Raw genomic sequence first — 24,554 nt, forward strand, 5'->3', positions numbered from 1 at the left:
ACAGACGGCCCGGACGTCCGGCGGCATCACGCCGTGGACGTCCGGGCCGTCTCGCGCGATGCGCGGGAGGATCAGTCCTCGAAGCCCTCGCCGATGAGCTCGATGAGCTCCTCGCGCTCCTCGACGGGCAGGAACGCGGCCGCGGCGGCGTTGAGCTGGAACGTCTCGATGTCGTCGAGACCGTAGCCGAAGGCCGCGACGAGCTGCGAGAGCTCGCGGGTGAGCGAGGTGCGGCTCATCAGGCGGTTGTCGGTGTTGACGGTGACGGCGAAGCCGAGCTGGTACAGCAGGTCGAAGGGGTGGTCCTCGAGCTGCGAGCCCCACTGCGCGACGGCGCCGGTCTGCATGTTGGACGAGGGCGACAGCTCGAGCGGGATCTCGCGATCGCGCACCCAGCGGGCGAGGTCGCCGAAGCGCACCCGCACCTCCTCGCCCTTGTTGCCGACGACCTCGAGGTCCTCGGCGATGCGGACGCCGTGGCCGAGGCGCAGCGCGCGGCCGTCGAGCAGCGCCGAGCGGATCGAGTCGAGCCCCGCGCCCTCTCCGGCGTGGATGGTCGTGGGCAGGAACGCGGCGCCGACGATGTCGATCGCCTCGCGGTGGCGCGACGCGGGGAAGCCCTCCTCCGGGCCGGCGAGGTCGAAGCCCACCACGCCCTCGTCGCGGAAGTCCACGGCCAGGCGCGCGATCTCGGGCGAGCGGCCGTTCTGGCGCATGGCGGTGAGCAGCTGGCCGACGCGGATGCTGCGGCCCGCGTCCGACGCCTCGTCCTCGCCCTCCTCGATGCCCTCCTGGACGGCCTCGACGGCCTCCTCGAGGCTCAGCCCGCCTGCCGTGTGCTGCTCGGGCGCCCAGCGCACCTCGCCGTACACCACGCCGTCCTCGGCGATGTCCTGCACGTACTCGCGCGCCACCCGCACCAGGCCCTCGCGGGTCTGCATGACCGAGGTGGTGACGGCGAACGTCTCGAGGTACTTCTCGAGGGATCCCGTCTCGCTCTGGCGACCGAACCACCCGGCCAGGCGCGTCGGGTCCGTCTCCGGGAGGTCGATGCCGGCGGCCTCCGCCAACTCGACGATCGTGTCGGGGCGCAGCGCGCCGTCGAGGTGGTCGTGCAGCGAGACCTTGGGCAGACTGCGGATCGACACACCCTCCACGCGGGCGTCTCCGAACGGATCGATCATGGTGCGCTCCTCGCGTCGGGGTGGGTCGGGCTCAGTTCAGGATCACGCCGAGATGCGCTCGCGCACAATCGTCCCGACCTCGGGCGCGGCGGCGCCGAGCTCCCACGCCCCCTCGAGCGACTCGAGGGCGCGGGCGAAGCGGGTGTCGTCGGGGCCGCCGAGGGTGAACAGCGGCTGCCCCGCCGTGACACGGTCGCCGGGCTTGGCGTGCAGGTCGATGCCCGCCGAGTGCAGCACCGGATCGGCCGCGCGGGCGCGGCCCGCACCGAGGCGCCAGGCCGCGACGCCGAAGCCGTACGCGTCGAGACGGGTGACGTAGCCGTCGGCCGGCGCCGTCACGGTGTGGGTCTCGGCGGGGGCGGGCAGGGGCGCGTCGGGGTCGCCGTCCTGCGCCAGGATCATCCGTCGCCACGCGTCCATCGCGCGTCCGTCGCGGAGGGCCTCCTCGACGTCGGCGTCCGGCTGCCCCGCCAGGGCGAGCATCTCGCGGGCGAGGGCGACGGTGAGCTCGACCACATCGGCGGGCCCGCCGCCGGCGAGCACCTCCACCGACTCGCGCACCTCGTTGGCGTTGCCGATGGCGAGCCCGAGGGGCGTGTTCATGTCGGTCAGGAGGGCCGTGGTCCGCACCCCCGAGTCGGTGCCGAGCGCGACCATGGTCTGCGCCAGCTCGCGCGCGCGGTCGTAGTCGCGCATGAACGCGCCCGATCCGAACTTCACGTCGAGGACCAGCGCGTCGGTGCCCTCGGCGATCTTCTTGGACATGATGCTCGACGCGATCAGCGGGATCGCCTCGACCGTCCCCGTGACGTCGCGCAGGGCATAGAGGCGCTTATCGGCCGGGGCCAGCCCCGATCCGGCGGCGCAGATGACAGCGCCGACGTCGCGCAGCTGGACGGTCATCTCGTCGTTCGACAGCGCGGCCCGCCAGCCCGGGATCGACTCCAGCTTGTCGAGCGTGCCGCCCGTGTGCCCGAGACCGCGGCCCGACAGCTGCGGCACGGCCACGCCGAACGCCGCCACCAGCGGGGCCAGCGGCAGGGTGATCTTGTCGCCCACCCCGCCCGTGGAGTGCTTGTCGACCGTGGGCTTGCCGAGACCGGCGAAGCTCATGCGCTCGCCCGAGGCGATCATCGCGTCGGTCATCACCCGGATCTCGTCGCGGTCCATGCCGTTGAGCAGCACGGCCATCGCGAACGCCGCCATCTGCGAATCGGCGACGTACTCGCGCGTGTAGGCGTCGACCATCCAGCGGAGGGCGTCCTCCTCGACCCGGCCGCCGTCGCGCTTGGCGCGGATGACGTCGACGGCGTCGAAGGGTTCGACCTGCGGTGCGGTGCTCATCGTCCTGCCTCCTCGAGGTTGCGCGGGCCGAAGGCATCCGGCAGCACCTCGTCGATCGTGCGGATCCCCGAGACGGTCTCGAGGAGCATCCCCGGAAGGGCGTGCTCGGACAGCAGCTGGCGGCAGCGGCCGCAGGGCATCAGGGTCGCGCCGTGCTGGTCGACGCACACGAACGCCACCAGGCGCCCGCCGCCCGAGCGGTGCAGCTCCGAGACCAGACCGCACTCGGCGCAGAGCGTCACGCCGTAGGCGGCGTTCTCGACGTTGCATCCGGACACGATCCGGCCGTCGGACACCAGCGCCGCGGCGCCCACCTTGAAGTGCGAGTACGGCGCGTACGCGTGCTCCATCGCCTCGGTGGCGACGGCGCGCAGGCTGTCCCAGTCGATATCGGTCATCGTCATCCCTTGATGTACGGCTTGCCGACGGCCCTCGGCGCGACCACGCGGCCGGCCACGAGCGTCACGGCGAGGATCGTCACGACGTAGGGCGTCATCTCGATCAGGTCGGTCGGGATCGCGGCGCCCGCCTGGTTGGTCCAGATGCGGAACGCCGAGGCGAAGCCGAACAACAGCGCCGCGAGCGCCGCGTAGATCGGATGCCAGCGACCCAGGATCACCGCGGCCAGCGCGATGAAGCCGTTGCCGGCGCTCATCTCGTTGACGAACGCTCCGACGGATCCGATCGTCATGGCGGCGCCGCCGAGGCCGGCGATGAGGCCGGCGATCGTCACCGTCCAGAAGCGCCAGCGGTTGACGTCGATGCCCACCGTGTCGGCGGCCTGGGGGTGCTCGCCGAGCGCGCGCACGCGCAGTCCGACCTTCGTCTTGAACAGCACGAACCAGACCGCGGGCACGATGAGGAACATCAGGTACGTCGTCAGGCGCTGCTCGAACAGGACGGACCCCAGGACGGGGATGTCGGCCAGCAGCGGGATCCGCACCCGCGGCAGCGTCCCGGGGTTGTTGAACGTCTGCGAGTCGGGCCCGAGCACGGTGGCGTACAGCAGGCGCGTCACCGCGGTGACGAGGCCGATGAGGACGACGCCGACGATGACCTGGTCGACGACGTAGACGATCGCGAACGCCGCGAGCACCATCGAGATCAGTGCGCCCGTGATCATCGCCGCGACGAGGCCGACGATCTGGTTGCCGGTCGTCGAGGAGACGAGGGCGGCCGTGAACGCGCCGCCGAGCAGCTGGGCCTCGATGGCGATGTTGACGACGCCGACGCGCTCGCCGATCACACCCGCCATCGCGCCGAGCACGATCGCGGTGGACAGGGCGACCGTGTTGGTCAGCAGGAACGGGATCAGCACCTGGCCGCCCGCACCGACCCACGCCATCAGGCAGGCGAGGAAGGCGACGGCCACGACGATCGACGCCCAGATGCCCACGGGACGACGCTTCCACGCCGAGAACAGGGCCCACGCGGCGACCAGCACGCTGATCGCCCCGAGGACGAGACCGAGCACCCGCGGCGAGGCGGGGCTGCTCGGCACAACGACCGTGTCGCCGGATCCGGACCATACGAAGCTGGTCATCTCGTCGCGACCGAGGAACCCGAAGACGACGAGGGTGAGGACGGCGGCGACCGCGAGCAGGACGGGCGTGCGCCACGACCGCGGCGGCAGCGGCACGACGTGCGCGGGCGCGGGGGCGGCGGTTTCGGCGGTGAGGGTCATCGCGTCTCCTCCTTGGGCTTCGGCAGGAAGGGCACGATCGCGCGGATCAGCGGCGGGGCCGCGATGAACAGCAGGATCAGGCCCTGCATGACGCTGAGCACCTCGGGCGAGACGTCGGCGACCTGCATGGTGGGGCTCGCCGCCTTGAACGCGCCGAAGAGGATGCCGGCGAACAGCACACCGAGCGCGCCGTTGCCGCCGACGAGGGCGATGGTGATCGCGTCGAAGCCGATCCCGGCGTCGACGCCGGGGCCGTAGTTGCCCTCGCGGCCGAGCGCCTGGTTGAGGCCCGCGAGACCGATGAACAGACCCGAGATCACCATGGCGAGGATCGCGGTGGTCTCGACGTTCACGCCGGCGGCGCGCGCGGCGTCGGGGTTGGCCCCGACCATGCGGAGGCGGAAGCCGAGCGTCGAGCGCTCCATCAGCCACCAGAACACAACGACCGCGAGCAGGCACGCGACGAACGACCAGCGAAGGTCGAAGCCCTCGCCGAGCAGCAGCGGGAAGACCGCGGTGGGGTCCGGGGCGATGGTCGCGGGGTTCTGGCCCTGCGACATGTCGTGGAGCACCGGGGTGCGCATGAGGAAGGTCACGAGCGAGACGGCGATGTAGTTCATCATGATCGTCACGATCACCTCGTGCGCGCCCGTGCGCGCCTTGAGGAAGCCGGCGATGCCGGCCCACAGCCCCGCGGCGACGAAGCCGAAGACCATGGCCACCAGCAGGTGGATGACCCACGGCAGGTGCAGCTGGCTGGCGGCGAACGACGCCCACGCCGCCGCCATCAGCATCTGGCCCTGGCCGCCGATGTTGAACAGGCCGGTGCGGAAGGTGACCGCCAGGCCGAGACCGGCCGCGATCAGCGGGCCGGCGAAGCGCAGCGTCTCGGTGAGGGGGCGGATGCCGTCGGCGAACGAGTCGGCGCGGGTGTTCCAGATCGCGCCGCGGATGAGGGCGTCCCACGCGGTGGAGATCGCGCCTCCCGCCGCCTGGAAGAAGTCACTGGGTCGCCCGAAGACGTAGCTCAGCGTCGGGCGCACGTCCTCGTTGGTGAAGACCACGAGGAGGAGACCGGCGATGAGCGACAGGGCGATGGCCACGAGGGTGCGCACGATGCTGCCCTCGGCGAGGTCGCGCAGGAACGCGCGCATCCGGTCCGGCCGCTCCTCGCCCGCGGGCGAGGGGACCTGCTGGTCGGGGACGACGGCGGTCATGCGGCGACTCCTGCCATGAGCTGGCCCAGCTGGTCGCGGGGGGTGTTCCCCGGGACGATCCCGATGATCGATCCCTGGTACATGACCGCGATCCGGTCGGCCAGGGCGGCGACCTCGTCCAGCTCGGTCGAGATGATGAGCACGGGCACGCCGGAGTCGCGCACGGCGACGATCCGCTCGTGGATGAACTCGATGGATCCCACGTCGACGCCGCGGGTCGGCTGCGACGCGATGAAGAGCTTCAGGTCGCGCGCCATCTCGCGGGCGATGACGACCTTCTGCTGGTTGCCGCCCGAGAGCTTGCCGACGGCGGTGCCGGGGCCCTGGGTGCGGATGTCGAACTCGGCGATGGCGTCGCGGGCGAACGCGTCGCGGTAGCCGAAGTCGATGCTGCCGCGCTTGACGAACGGGCCGTCGAAGCTGCGGTCGAGCATGAGGTTCTCGGCCACGCTGAACTCGCCGACCAGGCCCTCGACCTTGCGGTCCTCGGGCACGAAGCCGACGCCCTCCTCTAGGACGCCGCGGACCGTGCGGCCCAGCAGCTCCTCGCCGAGAAGGGTCACGGAGCCCTTGACGTGCTTGTGCAGCCCGATGATCGCCTCGGCGAGCTCGGTCTGGCCGTTGCCCTGCACGCCGGCGATGCACATGACCTCGCCCGCGCGGATCGTGAACGAGACGTCGTCGAGCAGGCGGGCGCCGTTCGCGGCGAAGAGGGTGAGGCCCTCGACGACGAGGGCGTCCTCTCCGGCCTTCGCCGGCGCCTTCTGCACCGTCAGCTCGACCTCGCGGCCCACCATCAGCGAGGCGAGCTCCTGGCTGGAGGCGGTGGGGTCGGCGTCGCCGACCACGCGGCCGAGGCGGATCACGGTGATCTTGTCGGCGACGGCCTTCACCTCGCGCAGCTTGTGGGTGATGAAGACGATCGAGGTGCCGGCCTGCGCCAGCTGACGCATCGTGACCATCAGCTCGTCGGTCTCCTGCGGCGTCAGGACGGCCGTGGGCTCGTCCAGGATCAGCACGCGGGCGTCGCGCGAGAGCGCCTTGACGATCTCGACGCGCTGCTGGACGCCGACCGGCAGATCGCCGACGACGGCGTCCGGGTCGATGTCGAAGCCGAACTGGGCCGAGATCTCGCGCACGCGCTTGCGGGCCGTCGAGAGGTCGAGCACACCGCCCTTGGTGGGCTCGTGGCCGAGCATGACGTTCTCGGCGACGGTGAACACCGGGATCAGCATGAAGTGCTGGTGCACCATGCCGATGCCCGCCGCCATCGCGTCGCCAGGGCCCTTGATGTCGAGGGCGACGTCGTCGAGCAGGATCTGGCCCTCGTCGGGCTGGTAGAGCCCGAACAGCACGTTCATGAGGGTCGACTTCCCGGCGCCGTTCTCGCCCAGGAGGGCGTGGATCTCGCCGGGCTCCACCACCAGGTCGATGCCGTCATTGGCTGTCAGGGCGCCGAACCGTTTGGTGATGCCGCGCAACTCGAGTTTCATGGTCTCCCCATCCTCACCTAACTCGTTCCCACTCGGAACGTTCCCACTCGGAAGAGACGGGCGCCCGGTGCGTGATGCACCGGGCGCCCGTCTGGCAGACGCCTGATCAGGCGTCAGTTCTTCGTGAGAGTGATCTCGATGTCGCCGTCGATGATCTGCTGCTTCAGCTCGTCGAGCTTCGAGACCACATCGGCCGGGACCTTGTCGGCGAAGGCGCCGAAGTCGGACAGGCCGGTGCCGTCGTTCTCGAGCGTGCCGAAGTACGGCTCAGCCGAGAACTCGTCGTCGTGCACCTCGCCGATGATGTCGAACACGGCCTGCGTCATGCGCTTCTCGACCGACGTCAGCGTGATGTCGGCGAGGTCGGGCTGCGTGACCGCGATGTCCTTGTCGACGCCGAGCATGACGGCGTTCGGGTCCGAGCCCTCGCGGATGGCCTCGGCCGTCGCGGTGAACAGACCGCCCGCGACCGGGAAGATCACGTCGGCGCCGGCGGCGAGCTGACCGTTGGAGATCGACTTCGCCTCCTCGGTGTTGGCGAAGTCGCCGACGAAGTCGCCGGCCTTGGTGGCGGGGTCCCAGCCGACGACCTTGATCGGCGTGCCCGACTCCTCCTCGAACTTCTTGGCGCCCTGGTAGAAGCCGTCCATGAAGGAGGTGACCGAGTCGATCTGCAGGCCGCCGTAGGTGCCGACGACCTTCGAGGTCGAGTAGGCGGCAGCCAGGTAGCCGGCGAGGTAGCTCGACTGCTCGCTCGCGTACATGATCGGCTTGACGTTGTCGACGTCGTCCGAGCCCCAGCCGTCCAGCCACGCGAACTTCGCGTCGGGGTTGTCGCTTGCGACGTCGAAGATGACGCCGTTCTCGCCGCCCAGCGAGAAGTTGAAGCCGATGGCGAACGTGATGTCGCAGCCGTTGTCGACCATGGCGGTCAGGTTCGGGACGAAGTCCTCGGCGGACGCCGACTCGGCGTCGTCGATCTGGATGCCCATCTCCGACTCGGCCTTCTGCAGACCGGCGAAGGCGGCCTCGTTGAAGCTCTTGTCGTTCCAGCTGCCCTCGTCCGAGACGGCGCAGGCGAGGAAGTCGTCGGCGGCGTCGCCGCCGTCACCCTCCGATGCGTCCTCCGGCGGGGCGCCGCAGCCGGCGAGAAGGATCGCCGAGGCGGCGAGCGCGAGACCGGCGAACGCGGCCTTCCGGGTGGTCCTGATCACACTGTCCTCCATGTAGTGCTCAGCGCCCGCCCAGTCAGCGGGACGTACTGCAGCCCCCTCCTCGGACGGGGCGATACGCACACGGTACATAATCTCGACCGCGCATTCTGCACAGTCGGGATCGCTGAGACGCGATCGTTGCAAATGCGCCTCAGAGGACGTCGTCGCGGCCCGACTCCTGGAGGGTGCCGACGAGGCTCTTGACGCGCTGGGCGTGGGCGCTGGTGGTGACCAGGAGGGCGTCGGGGGTGTCGACGACGATGAGGTCGTTCACGCCGACGACGGCGATGATGCGCTCGGTCTGGGAGACGACGAGGCCGGTGGAGGCGTCGACGAGCACCTTCTCGTTCTGCCCGAGGACGGACATCCGGTCGGGTTTGCCGCCGGAGATCAGCTTGGCGAGGCTGGCGAAGTCGCCCACGTCGTCCCAGTCGAAGTGGCCGGGCACGACCGCCAGGCGGCCCTTGGCGGCGGCGGGTTCGGCGACGGCGTAGTCGATGGCGATCTTCTTCAGCCCCGGCCAGACGCGGTCCACGACCTCGGCGCGGTGGTCGGTGTCCCAGGCATCGGCGATCTCCTGCAGGCCGGCGTGCAGGTCCGGTTCGTTGGCGGCCAGCTCTGCCAGCAGCACGTCGGCGCGGGAGATGAACATGCCCGCGTTCCACAGGAAGTTGCGGTCGGCGTAGTAGCGGCGCGCGGTCTCCAGGTCCGGCTTCTCCACGAACCGCTCGACGATGGCGGCCATGGGAGCGCCCTCCACGTCCAGCTCGTCGCCCTTCTGGATGTACCCGAACCCCACCGACGGCTCGCTGGGGGCGATGCCGATGGTGGAGATGTAGCCGGCGCGGGCGAGGGCGACGGCCTGCTGCACCGCGAACTCGAACGCCCGCTGGCGGGAGATGTGGTGGTCGGCGGCGAAGGATCCGATGATCACCCCGGGGTGGCGGCGCTGCAGGATGGCCGCGGCCAGGCAGATCGCGGCGGCCGATTCGCGCTGGGACGACTCGATGAACACGTTGCTCTCGAGGATGTCGGGGAGGTCCTCCTCCACCTTCTGCTCGTGCGCCTGCCCGGTGACCACCGTGATCCGATCCGCCCCCGCCAGGGGCAGCAGACGGTCCCACGTGTTGCGCAGCAGCGACACACCCGACCCGGTCAGGTCGTGGAGGAACTTGGGCGTCTCGGCCCGCGACAGGGGCCACAGACGCGAGCCCACGCCACCCGCGGGAATGACGGCGAAGAAGTCCTCGAGGGGTGCAGACATACGGCCAGGTTATCCGGTGCGGATTTTCTCTCGATGTCGAGAGAGTTAGGTCCGCCTTCATCGCGCCGCCACAGCGACGGACGTAGAGTTCTTCCTGCCCATGGCAACCGGAATCCGGCGTGCCGCCCGGGCGTCAGACCTCGCAGAGATCAGGGAGGAACGACGTGGCCGTCGCCTCACGTCCGACACCATCGGTGGCCGAGACCACCTCGAAGACACCGCGGGGCACGCTGTACCGCGGCCGCGAGGGCATGTGGTCGTGGGTCCTTCACCGCATCACCGGTGTCGCGATCTTCTTCTTCCTGCTCGTGCACGTGCTCGACACCGCGCTGATCCGCGTCTCCCCCGAGGCCTACAACGCGGTCATCGGCACCTACCAGCACCCGATCATGGGCATCGGCGAGATCGCACTCGTCGGCGCGATCGCGTTCCACGCCTTCAACGGCCTGCGCATCATCCTGATCGACTTCTGGGCCAAGGGCGCCAAGTACCAGCGTCAGCTCTTCTGGGGCGTGCTCGCGGTGTGGGTCGTCGTCATGGCGGGCTTCGTCCCGCGCCAGCTCATGAACGTCTTCGGTTACGAGGGGGGCCACTGATGACCGCCGATTCGCTCGCCGCGCCCCGCGCGCCGCACAGCGCTCCCCGCAACCGCGGCGTCAACCTCGAGAAGTGGGGCTGGCTGTACATGCGCGCCTCGGGCGTTGTGCTCGTTGTGCTGATCTTCGGCCACCTGCTGGTCAACCTCGTGCTGCCCGAGGGCGGCGTGCACGCCCTCAACTTCGCGTTCGTCGCCGGCAAGTTCGCCACGCCGTTCTGGCAGTGGTGGGACGTGCTGATGCTCTGGCTCGCGTTCATCCACGGCGCCAACGGCATGCGCACGATCGTCAACGACTACGTGCAGACCCCCGGCGTGCGCAAGACGCTCGTCGCGGTCGTGTGGATCGCCGCCGCCGTCATGATCGTGCTCGGCACCCTCGTGGTGTTCACGTTCGACCCCTGCCTCGGCGTGACGCAGGACAGCTCGCTCTGGGACATGTGCCAGGCCGCCGCCTGACAAGAAGATCGATAAGGGATATGACGCAGACCAGCGACTCCGTTGTGCGCGACGGCGTGCACTACCACCAGTTCGACATCGTGATCGTGGGTGCCGGCGGCGCCGGCATGCGCGCGGCCATCGAGGCCGGCCCCGGCGCGAAGACCGCCGTCATCACGAAGCTCTACCCCACCCGCTCCCACACGGGCGCGGCGCAGGGCGGCATGGCCGCGGCGCTCGCGAACGTCGAGGAGGACTCCTGGGAGTGGCACACCTTCGACACCGTCAAGGGCGGCGACTACCTCGTCGACCAGGACGCCGCGGAGATCCTCGCCAAGGAGGCCATCGAGGCCGTCATCGACCTCGAGAACATGGGCCTGCCGTTCAACCGCACGCCGGACGGCAAGATCGACCAGCGCCGCTTCGGCGGCCACACCGCCGAGCACGGCAAGACCCCGGTGCGACGCGCCTGCTACGCCGCCGACCGCACCGGCCACATGATCCTGCAGACGCTGTTCCAGAACTGCGTGAAGCTCGGCATCAACTTCTTCAACGAGTTCTACGCGCTCGATCTGATCACCGTGAAGGACGCCGACGGCAAGACGCAGGTCGCGGGCGTCGTCGCCCTCGAGCTCTCCACCGGCGAGCTGCACGTCTTCCACTCGAAGTCGGTCATCTTCGCCACCGGCGGCTTCGGCAAGATCTTCAAGACCACCTCGAACGCCCACACCCTCACGGGAGACGGCGTCGGCATCGTCTGGCGCAAGGGCCTGCCGCTCGAGGACGTCGAGTTCTTCCAGTTCCACCCGACGGGTCTCGCCGGTCTCGGCATCCTCCTCACCGAGGGCGCCCGCGGCGAGGGCGCGATCCTGCGCAACGCCTCGGGCGAGCGCTTCATGGAGCGCTACGCCCCCACCATCAAGGATCTGGCCCCCCGCGACATCGTCGCGCGCTGCATGGTGCAGGAGGTCCGCGAGGGCCGCGGCGCCGGCCCGCACAAGGACTACGTGCTGCTGGACTGCACGCACCTGGGCGCCGAGGTGCTCGAGACCAAGCTCCCGGACATCACCGAGTTCGCCCGCACCTACCTCGGCATCGACCCCGTCGTCGAGCCGGTCCCGGTGATGCCGACCGCGCACTACGCGATGGGCGGCATCCCGACCAACAACGCGGGCGAGGTGCTCGCCGACAACGACACCGTCGTTCCCGGCCTGTACGCCGCCGGCGAGTGCGCGTGCGTCTCGGTGCACGGCGCGAACCGCCTCGGCACCAACTCGCTCCTGGACATCAACGTCTTCGGCAAGCGCGCCGGCCAGAACGCCGTCGAGTACGTCAAGACCGCCGAGTTCGTGCCGCTCCCCGAGGACCCGGCCGCCGGCGTCCGCGACATGATCGAGGGCATCCGCAACGCCAAGGGCACCGAGCGCATCTCCGACATCCGCAAGAAGCTGCAGGAGGAGATGGACGACAAGGCGCAGGTGTTCCGCACCGAGGAGTCGCTCACCGACGTCCTCGGCACGATCGCGTCGCTGCGCGATCGCTACCGGAACATCTACGTCGACGACAAGGGCAAGCGGTACAACACCGACCTGCTCGAGGCCGTCGAGCTGGGCTTCCTGCTCGACATCGCCGAGATCGTCGCCTACGCCGCCCGCAACCGTCGCGAGAGCCGCGGCGGCCACATGCGCGAGGACTACCAGGCGCGCGACGACGAGAACTACATGCAGCACACGATGGCGTACCTGACGGGCGACCCGCACTCGTCCGACCCGGATGACCACATCCGTCTGGACTGGAAGCCCGTTGTGTTCACCAAGAACGACAAGGGCGAGCTGAACTACCCGCCCATGGAGAGGAAGTACTGATGTCCGGCACTGTCGCTGAGGCCCCGGTCGAGTCGAACGACTCGCCCGTGCAGTCGTACCTCGTCACGTTCATCATCCGGCGCTTCGACCCCGAGACGGACAGCGAGCCGCGCTGGGTCGACTACGACGTCGAGATGTACTCGACCGACCGCGTCCTGGACGCCCTGCACCGCATCAAGTGGGACCAGGACGGATCGCTCGCGTTCCGCCGCTCGTGCGCGCACGGCATCTGCGGATCCGACGCGATGCGCATCAACGGGCGCAACCGCCTCGCCTGCAAGACGCTGATCAAGGACCTCGACATCTCGAAGCCGATCTACGTCGAGGCGATCAAGGGTCTGCCCCTCGAGAAGGACCTGATCGTCGACATGGACCCGTTCTTCGAGGCCTACCGCGACGTCCAGCCGTTCCTGCAGGCGGCCTCCACCCCCGAGAAGGGCAAGGAGCGCGTGCAGTCGGTCGCCGACCGCGCGATCTTCGACGACACCACCAAGTGCATCCTGTGCGCCGCGTGCACCTCGTCGTGCCCCGTGTTCTGGACCGACGGCCAGTACTTCGGACCGGCCGCGATCGTCAACGCCCACCGCTTCATCTTCGACTCGCGCGACGACGCCGGTGACGTGCGTCTCGACATCCTCAACGACAAGGAGGGCGTGTGGCGCTGCCGCACGACCTTCAACTGCACCGAGGCGTGCCCCCGCGGCATCGAGATCACCAAGGCCATCGCCGACGTGAAGCAGGCCCTGGTGCGCGGCACCGACAGCGCCAAGAAGCAGCTCAAGATCATCCACGCCTGAGCGGCTCGACCGACGGGGGCCCCGGACATCCAATGTCCGGGGCCCCCGTTACGTTTGTAGGCATGCCCCGCAGTGTTCGCATCGCCTCCGTCAACGTCAACGGCATCCGGGCCGCCGCCCGCAACGGGATGGGGGCCTGGGTCGACGCCTCGGGCGCCGACATCATCACGCTGCAGGAGGTGCGCGGCGAGCTAGAGCACCTCGAGGCCGCCCTGCCCGGCTGGCGCGTCATCGCCGACGCGTCGCTGCAGAAGGGGCGCGCCGGTGTCGCCATCGCCAGCCGCGAGGAGTGCGCGATCTCCCGCGTGCAGCTCGGCGACGACGCCCTCGAGTCGAACGGCCGCTGGCTCGAGGCCGACTTCGAGTTCGGAAGCGAGACGCTGACCGTCGTGAGCGCGTACGTCTACACGGGCGACGCCGACACCCCCGCCAAGCAGGATCCGAAGTGGGCGTTCCTCGACGCCATGGAGCAGCGGCTGCCGGAGCTCTCCGCCGACGGCGGGCTCGCGCTGGTGACGGGCGATCTGAACGTCGGTCACCGGCCCCTCGACATCCGCAACTGGAAGGGCAACGTCACCAAGGCGGGCTTCCTGCCCCGCGAGCGCGCCTACTTCGACCGCTTCCTGACCGCCGAGGGCGAGCCGGTGGCGGGTCAGGAGGGCATCGGCCGGGGCCTGGGCTACGAGCGCAGCGACACCCGGGCCTTCAGCGCCGGCCGCACCGGTCTCGGCTGGGTCGACGTGGGCCGGGCCAGCGCCGGCGAGGTCGACGGGCCGTACACCTGGTGGTCGATGCGCGGTCAGGCCTTCGACAACGACTCGGGCTGGCGCATCGACTACCACCTCGCCTCCCCCGCCCTCGCGCCGCGCGCCTCGGGCTACCGCGTCGACCGCGCTCCCTCCTACGACACGCGCTGGAGCGACCACGCCCCCGTCGTGGCCGACTACACCCTCGGCGACTGATCCATCGGCGACGGAGCCGGCGACGGAGCGGCCCGCCGCAGGAACGTAGGATCGACTGGTGACCAAGCAGCGCCTGTACTCCGGAATGCAGCCCTCCGCCGATTCGCTTCAGATCGGCAACTACATCGGGGCCCTCCTGCAGTGGCGCGGCATGCAGGACCAGTACGACGCGTTCTTCTCGGTCGTCGACCTGCACGCGATCACCGTGCCGCAGGATCCCGCCCAGCTGCGGGAGAAGACCCGCCGCACGGCCGCGCAGTACATCGCGGCCGGCATCGAGCCGTCGAAGTCGACCCTCTACGTGCAGTCGCACGTGCGCGCCCACGCCGAGCTCGCGTGGATCCTGTCCACCATCACCGGCTTCGGCGAGGCCGGGCGCATGACGCAGTTCAAGGACAAGTCGCAGAAGCAGGGCGCCGACGCGACGAGCGTCGGGCTGTTCACCTACCCGGTGCTCATGGCCGCCGACATCCTGCTCTACGGCACCGATGTCGTGCCGGTCGGCGACGACCAGAAGCAGCACGTCGAGCTGACGCGCGACCTGGCCGAGCGGTTCAACGCGCGCTTCGGCGAGACGTTCACGGTGCCCAAGCCCGTCATCCAGTCCGAGACGGCGCGCATCTACGACCTGCAGGAGCCCACCTCGAAGATGTCGAAGTCGGCCGAGTCGCAGGCCGGGGTGCTGTGGCTGCTGGACGACCCGAACGTGACGGCGAAGAAGATCATGCGCGCCGTGACCGACAGCGACGGCATGGTGCGGTACGACCGCGCCGAGAAGCCGGGCGTCTCGAACCTGCTGACGATCTACTCGGCCCTCTCGGCACGCCCCGTCGCCGAGATCGAGGACGAGTACGCCGGTCGCGGCTACGGCGACTTCAAGAAGGGCCTGCGCGACGTGGTCGTGGCCGAGTTCGAGCCGGTGCGCGCCCGCGCCCTCGAGCTGCTCGACGACCCGGCCGAGCTCGACCGGGTGCTCGCCGTGAACGCCGACCGCGCGGCCGAGGTCGCCGACGCGACGCTGGCGACGGTCTACGAGCGCGTGGGCCTGCTGCGTCGTGGGTGATCCGGTCGTCATCCAGACGAGCCGGCTCACGCTCTCGCGGCCGGTGGAGGCCGATACCGAGGCGATCTTCGAGATCTGCCAGGATCCGCTGATCCAGCGCTTCACGACCGTGCCCTCGCCGTATACGCGCGAGGATGCCGAGACGTTCGTGTCGCTCGTCGGCGAGTGGTGGGAGTCGGGCGACGAATACGTCTGGGCGCTGCGGGACGAGTCGGGCGTGGCCGGGATGGTGGGGCTTCACCGCATCAAGGCCGGCGCCGCCGAACTCGGCTACTGGCTCGCCCAGCGCGCCCGCGGCCGCGGCTACATGCACGAGGCCGCGCGCGCGGTCGTCGACTTCGCCTTCGGCCCGCTGCGTCTGGAGCGGCTGGAGTGGCACGCGGTCGTCGGCAACACCGCATCGGCCGCCGTGGCCCAGCGCCTCGGCTTCCGGCTCGAGGGTGTGCGCCGGCGCGGCCTCGCCGGTCACGGCCCGCGTGTGGACGGCTGGATCGCGGGCCTGCTGGCCGACGACCCCCGCACCACCACGGCCTGGGACCTGCCCGGCTGATCCCCTGGGCGGGATTGCGCGTTGTGCGGATCCGCGTCCACCGGCAGGATTGCCGCATGCCAGAGATGCCGGAGGTCGAGGGCCTGGTCGGCTTCCTGCGCGGGAGGGCCGTCGGGCTGGAGGTCACGCAGGCGCGTGTGTCGTCGATCTCGGCGCTGAAGACGTTCGACCCGCCGCTCGAGACGCTGATCGGCGCGACGGTCACCGGGGCGGAGCGGCACGGCAAGTTCCTCGACATCGCCACGAGCACGCACCACCTGGTGTTCCACCTGGCCAAGGCCGGCTGGCTGCGGTGGCACGAGACGCTGCCGCAGACGGTGATCAAACCTGGTCGCTCCCCCATCGCCCTGCGTGTGGGGTTCGGCGACGGATTGGGGTTCGACCTCACCGAGGCCGGCACCAAGAAGTCGCTCGCTGTCTACGTGGTGCGCGATCCGGCGGAGATGCCGGGGATCGGCCGGCTGGGCCCGGATCCGCTGAGCGAGGACTTCACGCGGGACGACCTCGCGGCGCTGCTGACGGACCGGCGGACCCAGATCAAGGGCGTGCTGCGAGACCAGCAGACCATCGCCGGCATCGGCAACGCGTACTCGGACGAGATCCTGCACGCGGCGCGGATGTCGCCCTACGCGCTCGCGGCGAAGCTCACCCCGGAGGACGTCGACACCCTGTACGTCGCGATGCGCGAGACGCTCGCCGAGGCCGTCGAGGCCGCGCGCGGCCGGCCGCCGGCCGAGCTGAAGGACGCCAAGCGACGCGGGATGAGCGTGCACGCGCGGGGCGGCGAGGCCTGCCCCGTATGCGGCGACACCGTGCGCAGCGTCTTCCTCGCGGACCGGAGCTTCGAGTACTGCCCCACCTGCCAGACCGGGGGGAAGGTGCTCGCCGACCGGCGTCTGTCACGTCTCCTCAAATGACGGGAATGGAATCGGTGACGGCGCGTTCAGATACCCTGAGTGCAGCACACGTGCTCCGGGGTCGGTGAGAATCCGAACCGGCGGTGACAGTCCGCGAGCTGAGGCCCAGGCCGATGCTGATCCGGTGGGATTCCGGAACCGACGGTGATGCGCGGCTTCGGCCGTGCGAGTCCGGATGAGAGGAAGCATGGGTCGCGTCGCGGTTCGCGGCGCCCCGCGCATCTGTCGACCCCCGCGAATTTCCCGAGGAGGTCCGGATGGCGCACAGCCAGGCTGAGCGGCAGGCGATGACCCGCGCGCTCGAGCTCGCGCTCCGCGGCCCCCGCAGCCGGAACCCGCAGGTCGGCGCGCTGATCCTGTCGCCCGAGGGCGAGATCCTGGCCGAGGGCTGGCACCGCGGCGCCGGCACGGCGCACGCCGAGGTCGATGCGCTCAGCCGCCTTCCCGAGGGCGGGGCTCGCGGGGCGACCGCGATCGTGACGCTCGAGCCGTGCAACCACACCGGCCGCACCGGTCCGTGCGCCGAGGCGCTGATCCGCGCCGGCGTCGCCCGCGTCGTCTACGCGCTGGATGACCCGGGCGAGGAGTCCGGCGGCGGCGGCGAGCGCCTGCGCGCCGCCGGCGTCGAGGTCGAGTCCGGTCTGCTCGAGGACGAGGCCCGCGCCCTGATCGGCCCCTGGCTGACCGCCACCCGCCTCGGCCGCCCGCACGTCACGGTGAAGTGGGCCCAGAGCCTCGACGGCCGCGCCGCCGCGGCCGACGGCACGAGCCAGTGGATCACCGGGCCGGCGGCCCGCGCCGACGTCCACGTCCGGCGCGCCCAGGCCGACGCGATCGTTGTCGGAACCGGCACGGTCCTCGCCGACGACCCCGCGCTCACGGCCCGGAACGGCGACGCCCTCCGGCCCGAGCAGCCGGTGCCCGTGGTGATCGGCGCGCGCGAGACGCCCGCCGATGCCGCCGTGCGGCGCCACCCGGCCGAGCCGCTGTTCTACGACACGCACGACCTGGCCTTCGTGCTCGCCGACCTGTGGGATCACGGCCTGCACCGTGTGTTCGTCGAGGGCGGCCCCACGCTGGCGAGCGCCTTCGTCGCGGCGGGGTACGCCGATCGCGTCCTCGCGTACGTCGCCCCCGTGATCCTCGGCGGCCCGCGCCTCGCCCTCACCGAGATCGGCGTGCCGTCGATCGGCGACGCCATCCGGCTGGCCGTGACCGAGCGGATCACGCTCGGCGAGGACACCCTGTTCGTGGCGGAGCGCCGCGACGAGGGCACGCGCGACGCGGAGAAGACCCCGGAAGAAGGAGCCCGCTGATGTTCACCGGAATCGTCGAGGAGATCGGCCGGATCACGGCCGTGGAGCCGTCCGGCGACGGCGTGCGCCTCACGCTGCACGCGCCGACCGCGGTCGAGGGCGTGCACCACGGCGACTCGATCTCGGTCAGCGGCGTCTGCCTCACCGTCATCGCCTGGACCGACGAGGGCTTCACCGCGGACGTCATGCGCCAGACGCTCGACATGTCGACGCTGGACGCCGCCCGCGAGGGGACGCCCGTCAACCTCGAGCGCGCCACCGCCGCGGGCGGGCGCCTCGGCGGCCACATCGTGCAGGGTCACATCGACGGCACGGGCGTGGTGCGCGAGGTCCGCCCCGGCGCGCAGTGGCGCGTCGTGCGGATCGGCCTGCCGGGCCACCTGGCCCCCCTCGTCGTCGACAAGGGCTCCATCGCGGTCGACGGCGTCTCGCTGACCGTCAGCGCCGTCAGCGCGGCGGGCGTGTCCGATCCGTGGTTCGAGGTGTCGCTGATCCCCGAGACCCTCGTCGCCACCACGTTCGGCGCCCTGGTCGAGGGCGACCGCGTGAACCTCGAGACCGACATCCTCGCCCGCCACGTGCAGCGCCTGCTCTCCTTCGGCGCCGCCGCCCCCGAGACCCCCGGGCCCTGGTCGTTCGCGACCACCGAGGTGCCCGCCGCCGACTACTCCGTGCTCGACCCGAACCTCGCCCCGGCCCCCGATGCCGGCCGTCGCACCGAAGGAGGCTCGCGATGAGCCTGAACCCCGTTGGATCCCTCTCGTCGATCGAGGCGGCGCTCGACGCGCTGCGCGCCGGCCGCCCGATCATCGTGGCCGATGACGAGAACCGCGAGAACGAGGGCGACGTTGTGCTGTCGGCCGAGCTCGCGACCCCCGAGACGGTCGCGTGGGCCGTGCGCTGGTCGTCCGGATTCCTGTGCGCCCCGATGCCGCAGGAGTACGCCGACCGCCTCGACCTTCCGCCGATGGTCGAGCACAACGAGGACGCGCGTTCGACGGCCTACACGGTCAGCGTCGACGCCGCCCAGGGCGTGACCACCGGAATCAGCGCCCACGACCGCGCCCGCACCCTCAACGTGCTGGCCGACGCGTCGTCGACGCCGACCGACCTGATCCGCCCCGGCCACGTGCTGCCGCTGCGCGCCGTGCCCGGCGGCGTCCGCGACCGCGCCGGCCACACCGAGGCGGCCGTCGACCTGATGCTGCTCGCCGGGCTCTCCCCCGTCGGCGTGATCGGCGAGCTGGTCGCCGAGGACGGCAGCATGATGCGCATGCCCGGCCTGCTCGAGCTCGGCGAGCGCGACGGCATCCCCGTCATCACCATCGAGCAGCTCATCGCGCACCTGAACGAGGTCGACCCCCGCGAGGGCGGCCCCGCGACGTCGCGCCGCCAGGTGAGCCTGCGCGCCGAGGCCACCGTCCCGACCTCGCACGGCACCTTCCGCTTCCTCGCGTACAAGGACCGCCAGACCGGCACCGACCACATCGCCGTCGTCTCCGGCGAGCTGACGGGCCCCGAGGCGCTGGTGCGTGTGCACTCCGAGTGCCTGACCGGCGAGGCCTTCGGCTCGCTGAAGTGCGAGTGCGGTCCGCAGCTGGACGCCGCGCTCGACGCCATCGAGCAGGACGGCGGCATCGTCATCTACATGCGCGGCCACGAGGGCCGCGGCATCGGCCTCATCAACAAGCTGCGCGCGTACTCGCTGCAGGAGCGCGGCCTCGACACGGTCGATGCCAACACCGCCCTGGGCCTGCCCGCCGATGCGCGCGACTACGCGGCGGCCGCCGGGATCCTCGCCGACCTCGGCATCAGCCGGATCCGCCTCCTCACGAACAACACCGACAAGGTGACGCAGCTGCGCGGCTACGGCCTGGATGTCGTCGAGCAGGTGCCGCTCATCGTGGGCATCGGCCCGAACAACCACCAGTACCTCGAGACCAAGCGCGACCGCATGGGGCACATCATCGGCGAAGCCGACCTCGCGGAGGCCGTGGCCCGAATGCACGACGGATCCGGGCCCCTCAACGGGAACGCCTGACCGGACAGGGAAGAATAGACATCATGGCTGGACATGGAGCGCCCGAGCGCGCACAGATCGACGGTTCCGACCTGGATGTGGTGATCATCGCCGGCACCTGGCATGACGTGATCACCGACGGGATGATCGCGGGGGCGCAGCGCACCCTCGATGCGGCGGGAGCCACGCACCACCTGGTCCGCGTGGCCGGCTCCTTCGAGCTGCCGGTGGTCGCCAAGGCCGCCCTCGAGGCGGGAGCCGACGCCGTGGTGGCGCTCGGCGTGATCATCCGCGGCGGCACCCCGCACTTCGACTTCGTCGCGGCGGCCGCGACCGACGGCCTGACCCGCGTGGCGCTCGACACCGGCAAGCCGGTCGGCTTCGGCGTGCTGACGCTGGACGACGAGCAGCAGGGCCTCGATCGCGCGGGTCTTCCCGACTCGAAGGAGGACAAGGGAGCCGAGGCGGCCGACGCCGCGATGCGCACCGCACTCACCCTGCGCACCCTGCGCGAGCTGCGCATCACCGAGGACATCGACGCCTGACCTCTCGATCCATCGATCCCGCGACGGGGATCCGGCACCGCGCCGGATCCCCGTCGCCGCGTCCGGGGGACGACGATGTGCACGGTCGGCGGCCGTCCTCGTGGACCGGACTGAGCAGGATGATCCTGTAGATTCGATGTGAGTCTCACTCTGCTCATAGGCAACGACGTCTACGGCATCCCCTCCCCGTCCATTCCCCAGAAGGACCCGCATGTCCACTGCTGTCGACTCGGCGAGCTCCTCGCAGCCCGCCGCTCCGGTCAACCCGCGCAATCGCGTCATTATCGCGTCGCTGGTCGGAACCACGATCGAGTTCTACGACTTCTACGGCTACGCCGTCGCCGCCGTGCTCGTCTTCCCCGCGCTCTTCTTCACCGGCGACCCGACCACCCAGCTGCTCGCGTCGTTCGCGACCTTCGGCGCCGCGATGGTCGCGCGCCCCGTCGGCGCCGCCTTCTTCGGCCACCTCGGCGACCGCATCGGCCGCAAGGCGACCCTCATCGCGTCGCTGCTGACGATGGGCATCGCGACGTTCCTCATCGGATGCCTCCCGACCTACGCCGAGTGGGGCTGGGTCGCGACGCTGTTCCTGATCATCCTGCGACTCGCCCAGGGCTTCGCCCTCGGCGGCGAGTGGTCGGGCGCCGCGCTGGTGGCCACCGAGAACGCCCCCGCCGGCAAGCGCGCCTGGTACGGCGCGTGGCCGCAGCTGGGTGCGCCGCTCGGCTTCATCCTCGCCAACGGCCTGTTCCTCCTCATCAACGCCGCGCTGCCGGGCGAGTCGCCGCTGCAGCCCTCCGCCGAGTTCCTCGCCTGGGGCTGGCGCATCCCGTTCCTCGCCAGCGCCGTGATGGTCATCATCGGCCTCTGGGTGCGCTTCCGCCTCGTCGAGGCCACGGCCTTCACGAAGGCGTCGGACGAGAAGCGCCTGGTCAAGGCTCCCCTCGGCGAGGTCTTCCGCTTCCACTGGAAGCAGATCGTCCTCGGCGTGTTCTACATGCTCGCCACCTACGGCATCTTCTACACGGTCTCGACGTGGGGCCTCACCTACGGCACCAAGCCGTCGCCGGCCGGCCTCGGCAACCCGGACAACCCCGAGGTGGGCGCCTACGGCTTTGTGCAGTTCGAGCTGCTGCTGATCGCGACGTGCGTGCTCTTCGGCATCACCACGCTGCTGTCGGGCCCCCTCGCCGACCGGATCGGCCGCCGCCGGTTCCTCATCTGGGTCACCCTCGGCATCATCGTGTTCGGCCTGGTGTTCCAGCCGCTCTGGTCGGGCGGCATCGTCGGCACCACCCTGTGGCTCGCGATCGGCTTCACGCTGATGGGGCTGACCTTCGGCCCGCAGGCCGCGCTGCTGCCCGAGCTGTTCCCGACCAACGTCCGCTACTCGGGCTCCGGCATCGCGTACAACATCTCGTCGATCCTCGGTGCGGCCATCACCCCGTTCGTGGCCACCGCGCTGGTCGCCTCGACGCAGGGTCAGTCGTGGCTGGTGGGCCTGTACCTCGCGGGCCTGGCCGTGCTGACGCTCATCGCCCTGTTCCTCGGCAAGGAGACCAAGGACATCGACATCGAGCACTGATCCGGATCGCTCCGGAACCGGATCGCCCCTCCCGCCTCGGCGGGAGGGGCGATCCTCGTTCTAGAGGCCGTAGCCCTCGAGCAGGCGCAGCCAGAACTCGCTGAGCGTGGGGTACGAGGGCACGGCGTGCCAGAGCCGCGAGAGGGGCACCTCGCCGGCGACCGCGATGGTCGCCGCGTGGATCTGCTCTCCGACGCCCGGGCCCACGAGGGTGAGGCCCACGAGCACACCGCGATCCTCGTCGATCACCGCGCGCGCGGTGCCCGCGTAGTCGTCGGCGATGAGACCGGCGCCCGCGACGCGGCCGAGGTCGTAGTCGACGACCCTCGTGCGCAGGCCCCGCCGCTCGGCCTCGGCCGCGGTGAGGCCGACCGAGGCGACCTCGGGGTCGCTGAACACGACCTGCGGCACGGCGGCGTGGTCGGCGGTGGCGACGTGCGCGCCCCAGGGCGCGTCGTCGATGGGCTCGCCCTTCGCGCGGGCCGCGATGACATCGCCCGCGGCTCGCGCCTCGTACTTGCCCTGGTGGGTGAGCAGAACACGCCCCGCGGCGTCGCCGACCACGTAGAGCCAGTCGGATCCGGTGACCCTCAGGGTGTCGTCGACGGGGATCAGGCCGTTCGCGCCGACCAGCTCGTCGACGCCCAGGTCGCGCAGGCGCGCCTCCCGCCCCGTCGCGGCGACGACCTCGTCGACGACGAGGGTCTCGTCGCCGATGCGCAGCGTGACGGATCCGTCCTCCTCGCGCGTGACCGAGTCCGGGCTCGCGTCGTCCCGCACCGTGGCGCCGCGCTCGCGCAGGGCGTCGCGCACGGCCTCGCCCGCGAACGGCTCGAGGCTCCTCAGCAGCGAGCTGCGCGAGAGCAGGGTCACCTCGCTGCCGAGGTCGTGGAACATGGTGGCGACCTCGACGGCCACCACCCCGCCACCCAGCACGGCGAGGCGCCGCGGGATCTGCTCGGCCGAGGTGGCCTCGCGGCTCGTCCACGGCTTCGCCTCGCGCAGGCCGGGGATGCCGGGGACACGGGCGTCGCTGCCGGTGGCGATCACCACGGCGTGCCGGGCGACCAGCTCGACGGGGCCGTCGGCCGTGTCGACGACGACCCGCTTCTTGCCCGCCACGCGCCCGCGGCCTCGGACGAGCTCGATGCCCGCCGAGTCGAGCCACTCGACCTGGCCCGAGTCGTCCCAGTGCGAGGTGAACCCGTCGCGGCGGCGCAGGATCGCCGCGGGATCGAGCGCTCCGCCCGTCACCCCGGCGACGGCCTGCGCGGCGCGGAGCGCCGACCCCGGTCGCAGCAGCGCCTTCGAGGGCATGCAGGCCCAGTACGAGCACTCTCCGCCCACGAGCTCGGCCTCGACGATCACCGCCTTCAGCCCGCCTCGCACCGCACGGTCGGCCACGTTCTCGCCGACCGGGCCCGCACCGATCACCACCACATCCGTCTCACGCACCGTCATGAGCCCGAGAGTACTCAGGTGCGGATCGACCGGGGCCGTTTCCCGTCCTGCGGCCACTCAGGCGCCGGTGGGGTGCCGGTACCGTGGGAGCCATGGAGATCCTGCGCCACGTCGTCCTTCTCGTCCACCTCGTCGGATTCGCGATCCTGTTCGGCTCGTGGGTCGTGGAGGCCGCCGCCCGGCGCTTCCAGGCCACGCGCCTGATGGACCTCGGTCTGCTCATCGCGCTGCTCGCGGGCCTCGCGCTCTCGGCCCCGTGGGGCCTCGACCACGACCTGAACTACACGAAGGTCGCCATCAAGCTCGTGATCCTCGTGGTCATCGGCGCGCTCGCCGGCATCAGCCGCTCGCGCGCCAAGAAGGGCACGCCGCTGCCGGTGTGGACCTTCTGGCTGATGGGCGTCCTCATCCTCACGAACGCGGGTCTCGCCGTCATCTGGCGCTGACCATTCCGCCTCACAAGGCCGGTGCCCGCTCAGGCGGCACCGGCCTTTCGCCGTTCGCGATAGGCCTTGGCCTTCATCCGCGCGCCGCACGTCGCCATGGAGCACCACTCGCGGCGGTGCCCGCGCGAGCTGTCGAGGTACACCTGGGTGCACTCCGGCCGCCCGCACTCGCGGAGCAGCTCCGACTGCTCGCCCCCGACGATCTCGATCGCCTCACGCGCGAGGTGAGAGAGCCCCTGGCTCGCCGCGCCCTCGCGGCGCCAGCCGTCGGCCGAGAGCACCAGCCGCGGCGGGGCGGTCGCCGCGGCGGCGTTGACCGCGTCGACGGCGTCCTGCGGCAGGGTGTGGTCGTTGAGCCGCGCCCAGACCAGGGCGTAGATCTCCTCGCGAAGCGCCAGCGCCGCCCGCAGATCGGCGGCCGAGGCGCTTGTGCCGTCGGGCAGCAGGCCCGACTCGGCGAACCACGCGTCGAGGTCGGAGGCGGCGGCGAGCTTCTCGGTGGGCTCGTCGTTGCGGCGCGCGCGCAGCGTTCCGCAGAAGTCGAGGGCGAGGGTGCCGCAGGGGAACGCGTGAATCACATCACCAGTCTGACAG

24 protein-coding genes are annotated in these 24,554 nt (G+C 70.8%); 14 read left to right on the forward strand and 10 right to left on the reverse strand.

Translation table 11 applies throughout. The features are described 5' to 3' along the window. Nucleotides 1-71: 71 nt before the first annotated feature. The 8 genes from ACOKGD_RS11125 to ACOKGD_RS11160 form a co-directional block, all read right to left on the reverse strand. The gene (locus ACOKGD_RS11125; RefSeq protein ID WP_342337389.1) at nucleotides 72-1,184 is read right to left on the reverse strand and encodes an adenosine deaminase; all 1,113 of its coding nucleotides are present in this window, start codon (nucleotides 1,182-1,184) and stop codon (nucleotides 72-74) included. A gap of 42 nt (nucleotides 1,185-1,226) precedes the next feature. Next, nucleotides 1,227-2,528, reverse strand: coding sequence for a thymidine phosphorylase (locus ACOKGD_RS11130; protein ID WP_342337390.1), 1,302 nt, complete (start codon nucleotides 2,526-2,528; stop codon nucleotides 1,227-1,229). Further along, complete coding sequence (locus tag ACOKGD_RS11135) at nucleotides 2,525-2,926, reverse strand: cytidine deaminase (RefSeq protein ID WP_342337391.1); 402 nt, start codon at nucleotides 2,924-2,926, stop codon at nucleotides 2,525-2,527. The genes ACOKGD_RS11130 and ACOKGD_RS11135 overlap by 4 nt, the downstream gene beginning before the upstream one ends. 2 nt (nucleotides 2,927-2,928) lie before the next feature. After that, nucleotides 2,929-4,212, reverse strand: coding sequence for an ABC transporter permease (locus ACOKGD_RS11140; protein ID WP_342337392.1), 1,284 nt, complete (start codon nucleotides 4,210-4,212; stop codon nucleotides 2,929-2,931). After that, a complete protein-coding gene (locus ACOKGD_RS11145; protein ID WP_342337393.1) occupies nucleotides 4,209-5,429 on the reverse strand; it encodes an ABC transporter permease in 1,221 nt (406 codons plus the stop codon). The genes ACOKGD_RS11140 and ACOKGD_RS11145 overlap by 4 nt, the downstream gene beginning before the upstream one ends. Then, nucleotides 5,426-6,922, reverse strand: coding sequence for an ABC transporter ATP-binding protein (locus tag ACOKGD_RS11150; RefSeq protein ID WP_342337394.1), 1,497 nt, complete (start codon nucleotides 6,920-6,922; stop codon nucleotides 5,426-5,428). The genes ACOKGD_RS11145 and ACOKGD_RS11150 overlap by 4 nt, the downstream gene beginning before the upstream one ends. A 113-nt stretch (nucleotides 6,923-7,035) precedes the next feature. Further along, nucleotides 7,036-8,136 (reverse strand): BMP family lipoprotein, encoded by a 1,101-nt coding sequence (locus ACOKGD_RS11155; RefSeq protein WP_342337395.1) that lies wholly within the window; start codon nucleotides 8,134-8,136, stop codon nucleotides 7,036-7,038. A gap of 151 nt (nucleotides 8,137-8,287) precedes the next feature. After that, nucleotides 8,288-9,400, reverse strand: a complete 1,113-nt coding sequence (locus ACOKGD_RS11160) for a mannose-1-phosphate guanylyltransferase (RefSeq protein WP_342337396.1) — start codon at nucleotides 9,398-9,400, stop codon at nucleotides 8,288-8,290. Nucleotides 9,401-9,594: 194 nt separating this feature from the next. Here ACOKGD_RS11160 and sdhC point away from each other — a divergent pair, with 194 nt between their 5' ends. The 13 genes from sdhC (at nucleotide 9,595) to ACOKGD_RS11225 (ending at nucleotide 22,053) form a co-directional block, all read left to right on the forward strand. Then, nucleotides 9,595-9,996, forward strand: coding sequence for a succinate dehydrogenase, cytochrome b556 subunit (sdhC, locus tag ACOKGD_RS11165; protein WP_421355045.1), 402 nt, complete (start codon nucleotides 9,595-9,597; stop codon nucleotides 9,994-9,996). Further along, a complete protein-coding gene (gene sdhD, locus ACOKGD_RS11170) occupies nucleotides 9,996-10,454 on the forward strand; it encodes a succinate dehydrogenase, hydrophobic membrane anchor protein (protein ID WP_342337398.1) in 459 nt (152 codons plus the stop codon). Before sdhC ends, sdhD begins: the two co-directional genes overlap by 1 nt. A gap of 20 nt (nucleotides 10,455-10,474) precedes the next feature. After that, on the forward strand, nucleotides 10,475-12,298 hold the full coding sequence (sdhA, locus tag ACOKGD_RS11175; protein ID WP_342337399.1) for a succinate dehydrogenase flavoprotein subunit: 1,824 nt from the start codon (nucleotides 10,475-10,477) through the stop codon (nucleotides 12,296-12,298). Then, nucleotides 12,298-13,095: a succinate dehydrogenase iron-sulfur subunit gene (locus ACOKGD_RS11180; protein WP_342337400.1), complete on the forward strand. Its 798-nt coding sequence runs from the start codon at nucleotides 12,298-12,300 to the stop codon at nucleotides 13,093-13,095. Before sdhA ends, ACOKGD_RS11180 begins: the two co-directional genes overlap by 1 nt. Nucleotides 13,096-13,157: 62 nt before the next feature. Next, entirely contained in the window at nucleotides 13,158-14,057 is a 900-nt protein-coding gene (locus ACOKGD_RS11185) for an exodeoxyribonuclease III (RefSeq protein ID WP_342337401.1), read from the forward strand. A 58-nt stretch (nucleotides 14,058-14,115) separates the two neighbouring features. Further along, nucleotides 14,116-15,120 (forward strand): tryptophan--tRNA ligase, encoded by a 1,005-nt coding sequence (gene trpS, locus ACOKGD_RS11190; RefSeq protein ID WP_342337402.1) that lies wholly within the window; start codon nucleotides 14,116-14,118, stop codon nucleotides 15,118-15,120. Beyond that, complete coding sequence (locus tag ACOKGD_RS11195) at nucleotides 15,113-15,670, forward strand: GNAT family N-acetyltransferase (protein WP_342337403.1); 558 nt, start codon at nucleotides 15,113-15,115, stop codon at nucleotides 15,668-15,670. Before trpS ends, ACOKGD_RS11195 begins: the two co-directional genes overlap by 8 nt. Before the next feature lie 56 nt (nucleotides 15,671-15,726). Next, nucleotides 15,727-16,587 (forward strand): Fpg/Nei family DNA glycosylase, encoded by an 861-nt coding sequence (locus ACOKGD_RS11200; protein ID WP_342337404.1) that lies wholly within the window; start codon nucleotides 15,727-15,729, stop codon nucleotides 16,585-16,587. Nucleotides 16,588-16,844: 257 nt separating this feature from the next. Next, nucleotides 16,845-17,903 (forward strand): bifunctional diaminohydroxyphosphoribosylaminopyrimidine deaminase/5-amino-6-(5-phosphoribosylamino)uracil reductase RibD, encoded by a 1,059-nt coding sequence (gene ribD / locus ACOKGD_RS11205; protein ID WP_342337405.1) that lies wholly within the window; start codon nucleotides 16,845-16,847, stop codon nucleotides 17,901-17,903. Continuing rightward, nucleotides 17,903-18,640 (forward strand): riboflavin synthase, encoded by a 738-nt coding sequence (locus tag ACOKGD_RS11210; RefSeq protein WP_342337406.1) that lies wholly within the window; start codon nucleotides 17,903-17,905, stop codon nucleotides 18,638-18,640. Before ribD ends, ACOKGD_RS11210 begins: the two co-directional genes overlap by 1 nt. Continuing rightward, nucleotides 18,637-19,944, forward strand: a complete 1,308-nt coding sequence (ribA, locus tag ACOKGD_RS11215; RefSeq protein ID WP_342337407.1) for a GTP cyclohydrolase II — start codon at nucleotides 18,637-18,639, stop codon at nucleotides 19,942-19,944. The genes ACOKGD_RS11210 and ribA overlap by 4 nt, the downstream gene beginning before the upstream one ends. A gap of 23 nt (nucleotides 19,945-19,967) precedes the next feature. Continuing rightward, complete coding sequence (gene ribH, locus ACOKGD_RS11220; protein WP_342337408.1) at nucleotides 19,968-20,468, forward strand: 6,7-dimethyl-8-ribityllumazine synthase; 501 nt, start codon at nucleotides 19,968-19,970, stop codon at nucleotides 20,466-20,468. A gap of 211 nt (nucleotides 20,469-20,679) precedes the next feature. Further along, nucleotides 20,680-22,053 carry an MFS transporter gene (locus ACOKGD_RS11225; protein WP_342337409.1) on the forward strand — a complete coding sequence of 458 codons (1,374 nt, stop codon included), beginning with the start codon at nucleotides 20,680-20,682 and terminating at the stop codon, nucleotides 22,051-22,053. A 60-nt stretch (nucleotides 22,054-22,113) separates the two neighbouring features. On the opposite strand, the gene ACOKGD_RS11230 is transcribed toward ACOKGD_RS11225, so the two are convergent. Beyond that, nucleotides 22,114-23,514 carry a dihydrolipoyl dehydrogenase family protein gene (locus tag ACOKGD_RS11230; protein WP_342337410.1) on the reverse strand — a complete coding sequence of 467 codons (1,401 nt, stop codon included), beginning with the start codon at nucleotides 23,512-23,514 and terminating at the stop codon, nucleotides 22,114-22,116. A 92-nt stretch (nucleotides 23,515-23,606) separates the two neighbouring features. On the opposite strand from ACOKGD_RS11230, the gene ACOKGD_RS11235 reads away from it, so the two are divergent. Then, nucleotides 23,607-23,960, forward strand: a complete 354-nt coding sequence (locus ACOKGD_RS11235; protein ID WP_342337411.1) for a Fe-S protein — start codon at nucleotides 23,607-23,609, stop codon at nucleotides 23,958-23,960. Nucleotides 23,961-23,989: 29 nt separating this feature from the next. Here ACOKGD_RS11235 and ACOKGD_RS11240 read toward each other — a convergent pair whose 3' ends face one another. Then, nucleotides 23,990-24,538, reverse strand: a complete 549-nt coding sequence (locus ACOKGD_RS11240) for a CGNR zinc finger domain-containing protein (RefSeq protein WP_342337412.1) — start codon at nucleotides 24,536-24,538, stop codon at nucleotides 23,990-23,992. Nucleotides 24,539-24,554 lie beyond the last annotated feature (16 nt).

This window comes from Microbacterium phosphatis, assembly GCF_049177115.1.
GTDB lineage: Bacteria > Actinomycetota > Actinomycetes > Actinomycetales > Microbacteriaceae > Microbacterium > Microbacterium phosphatis.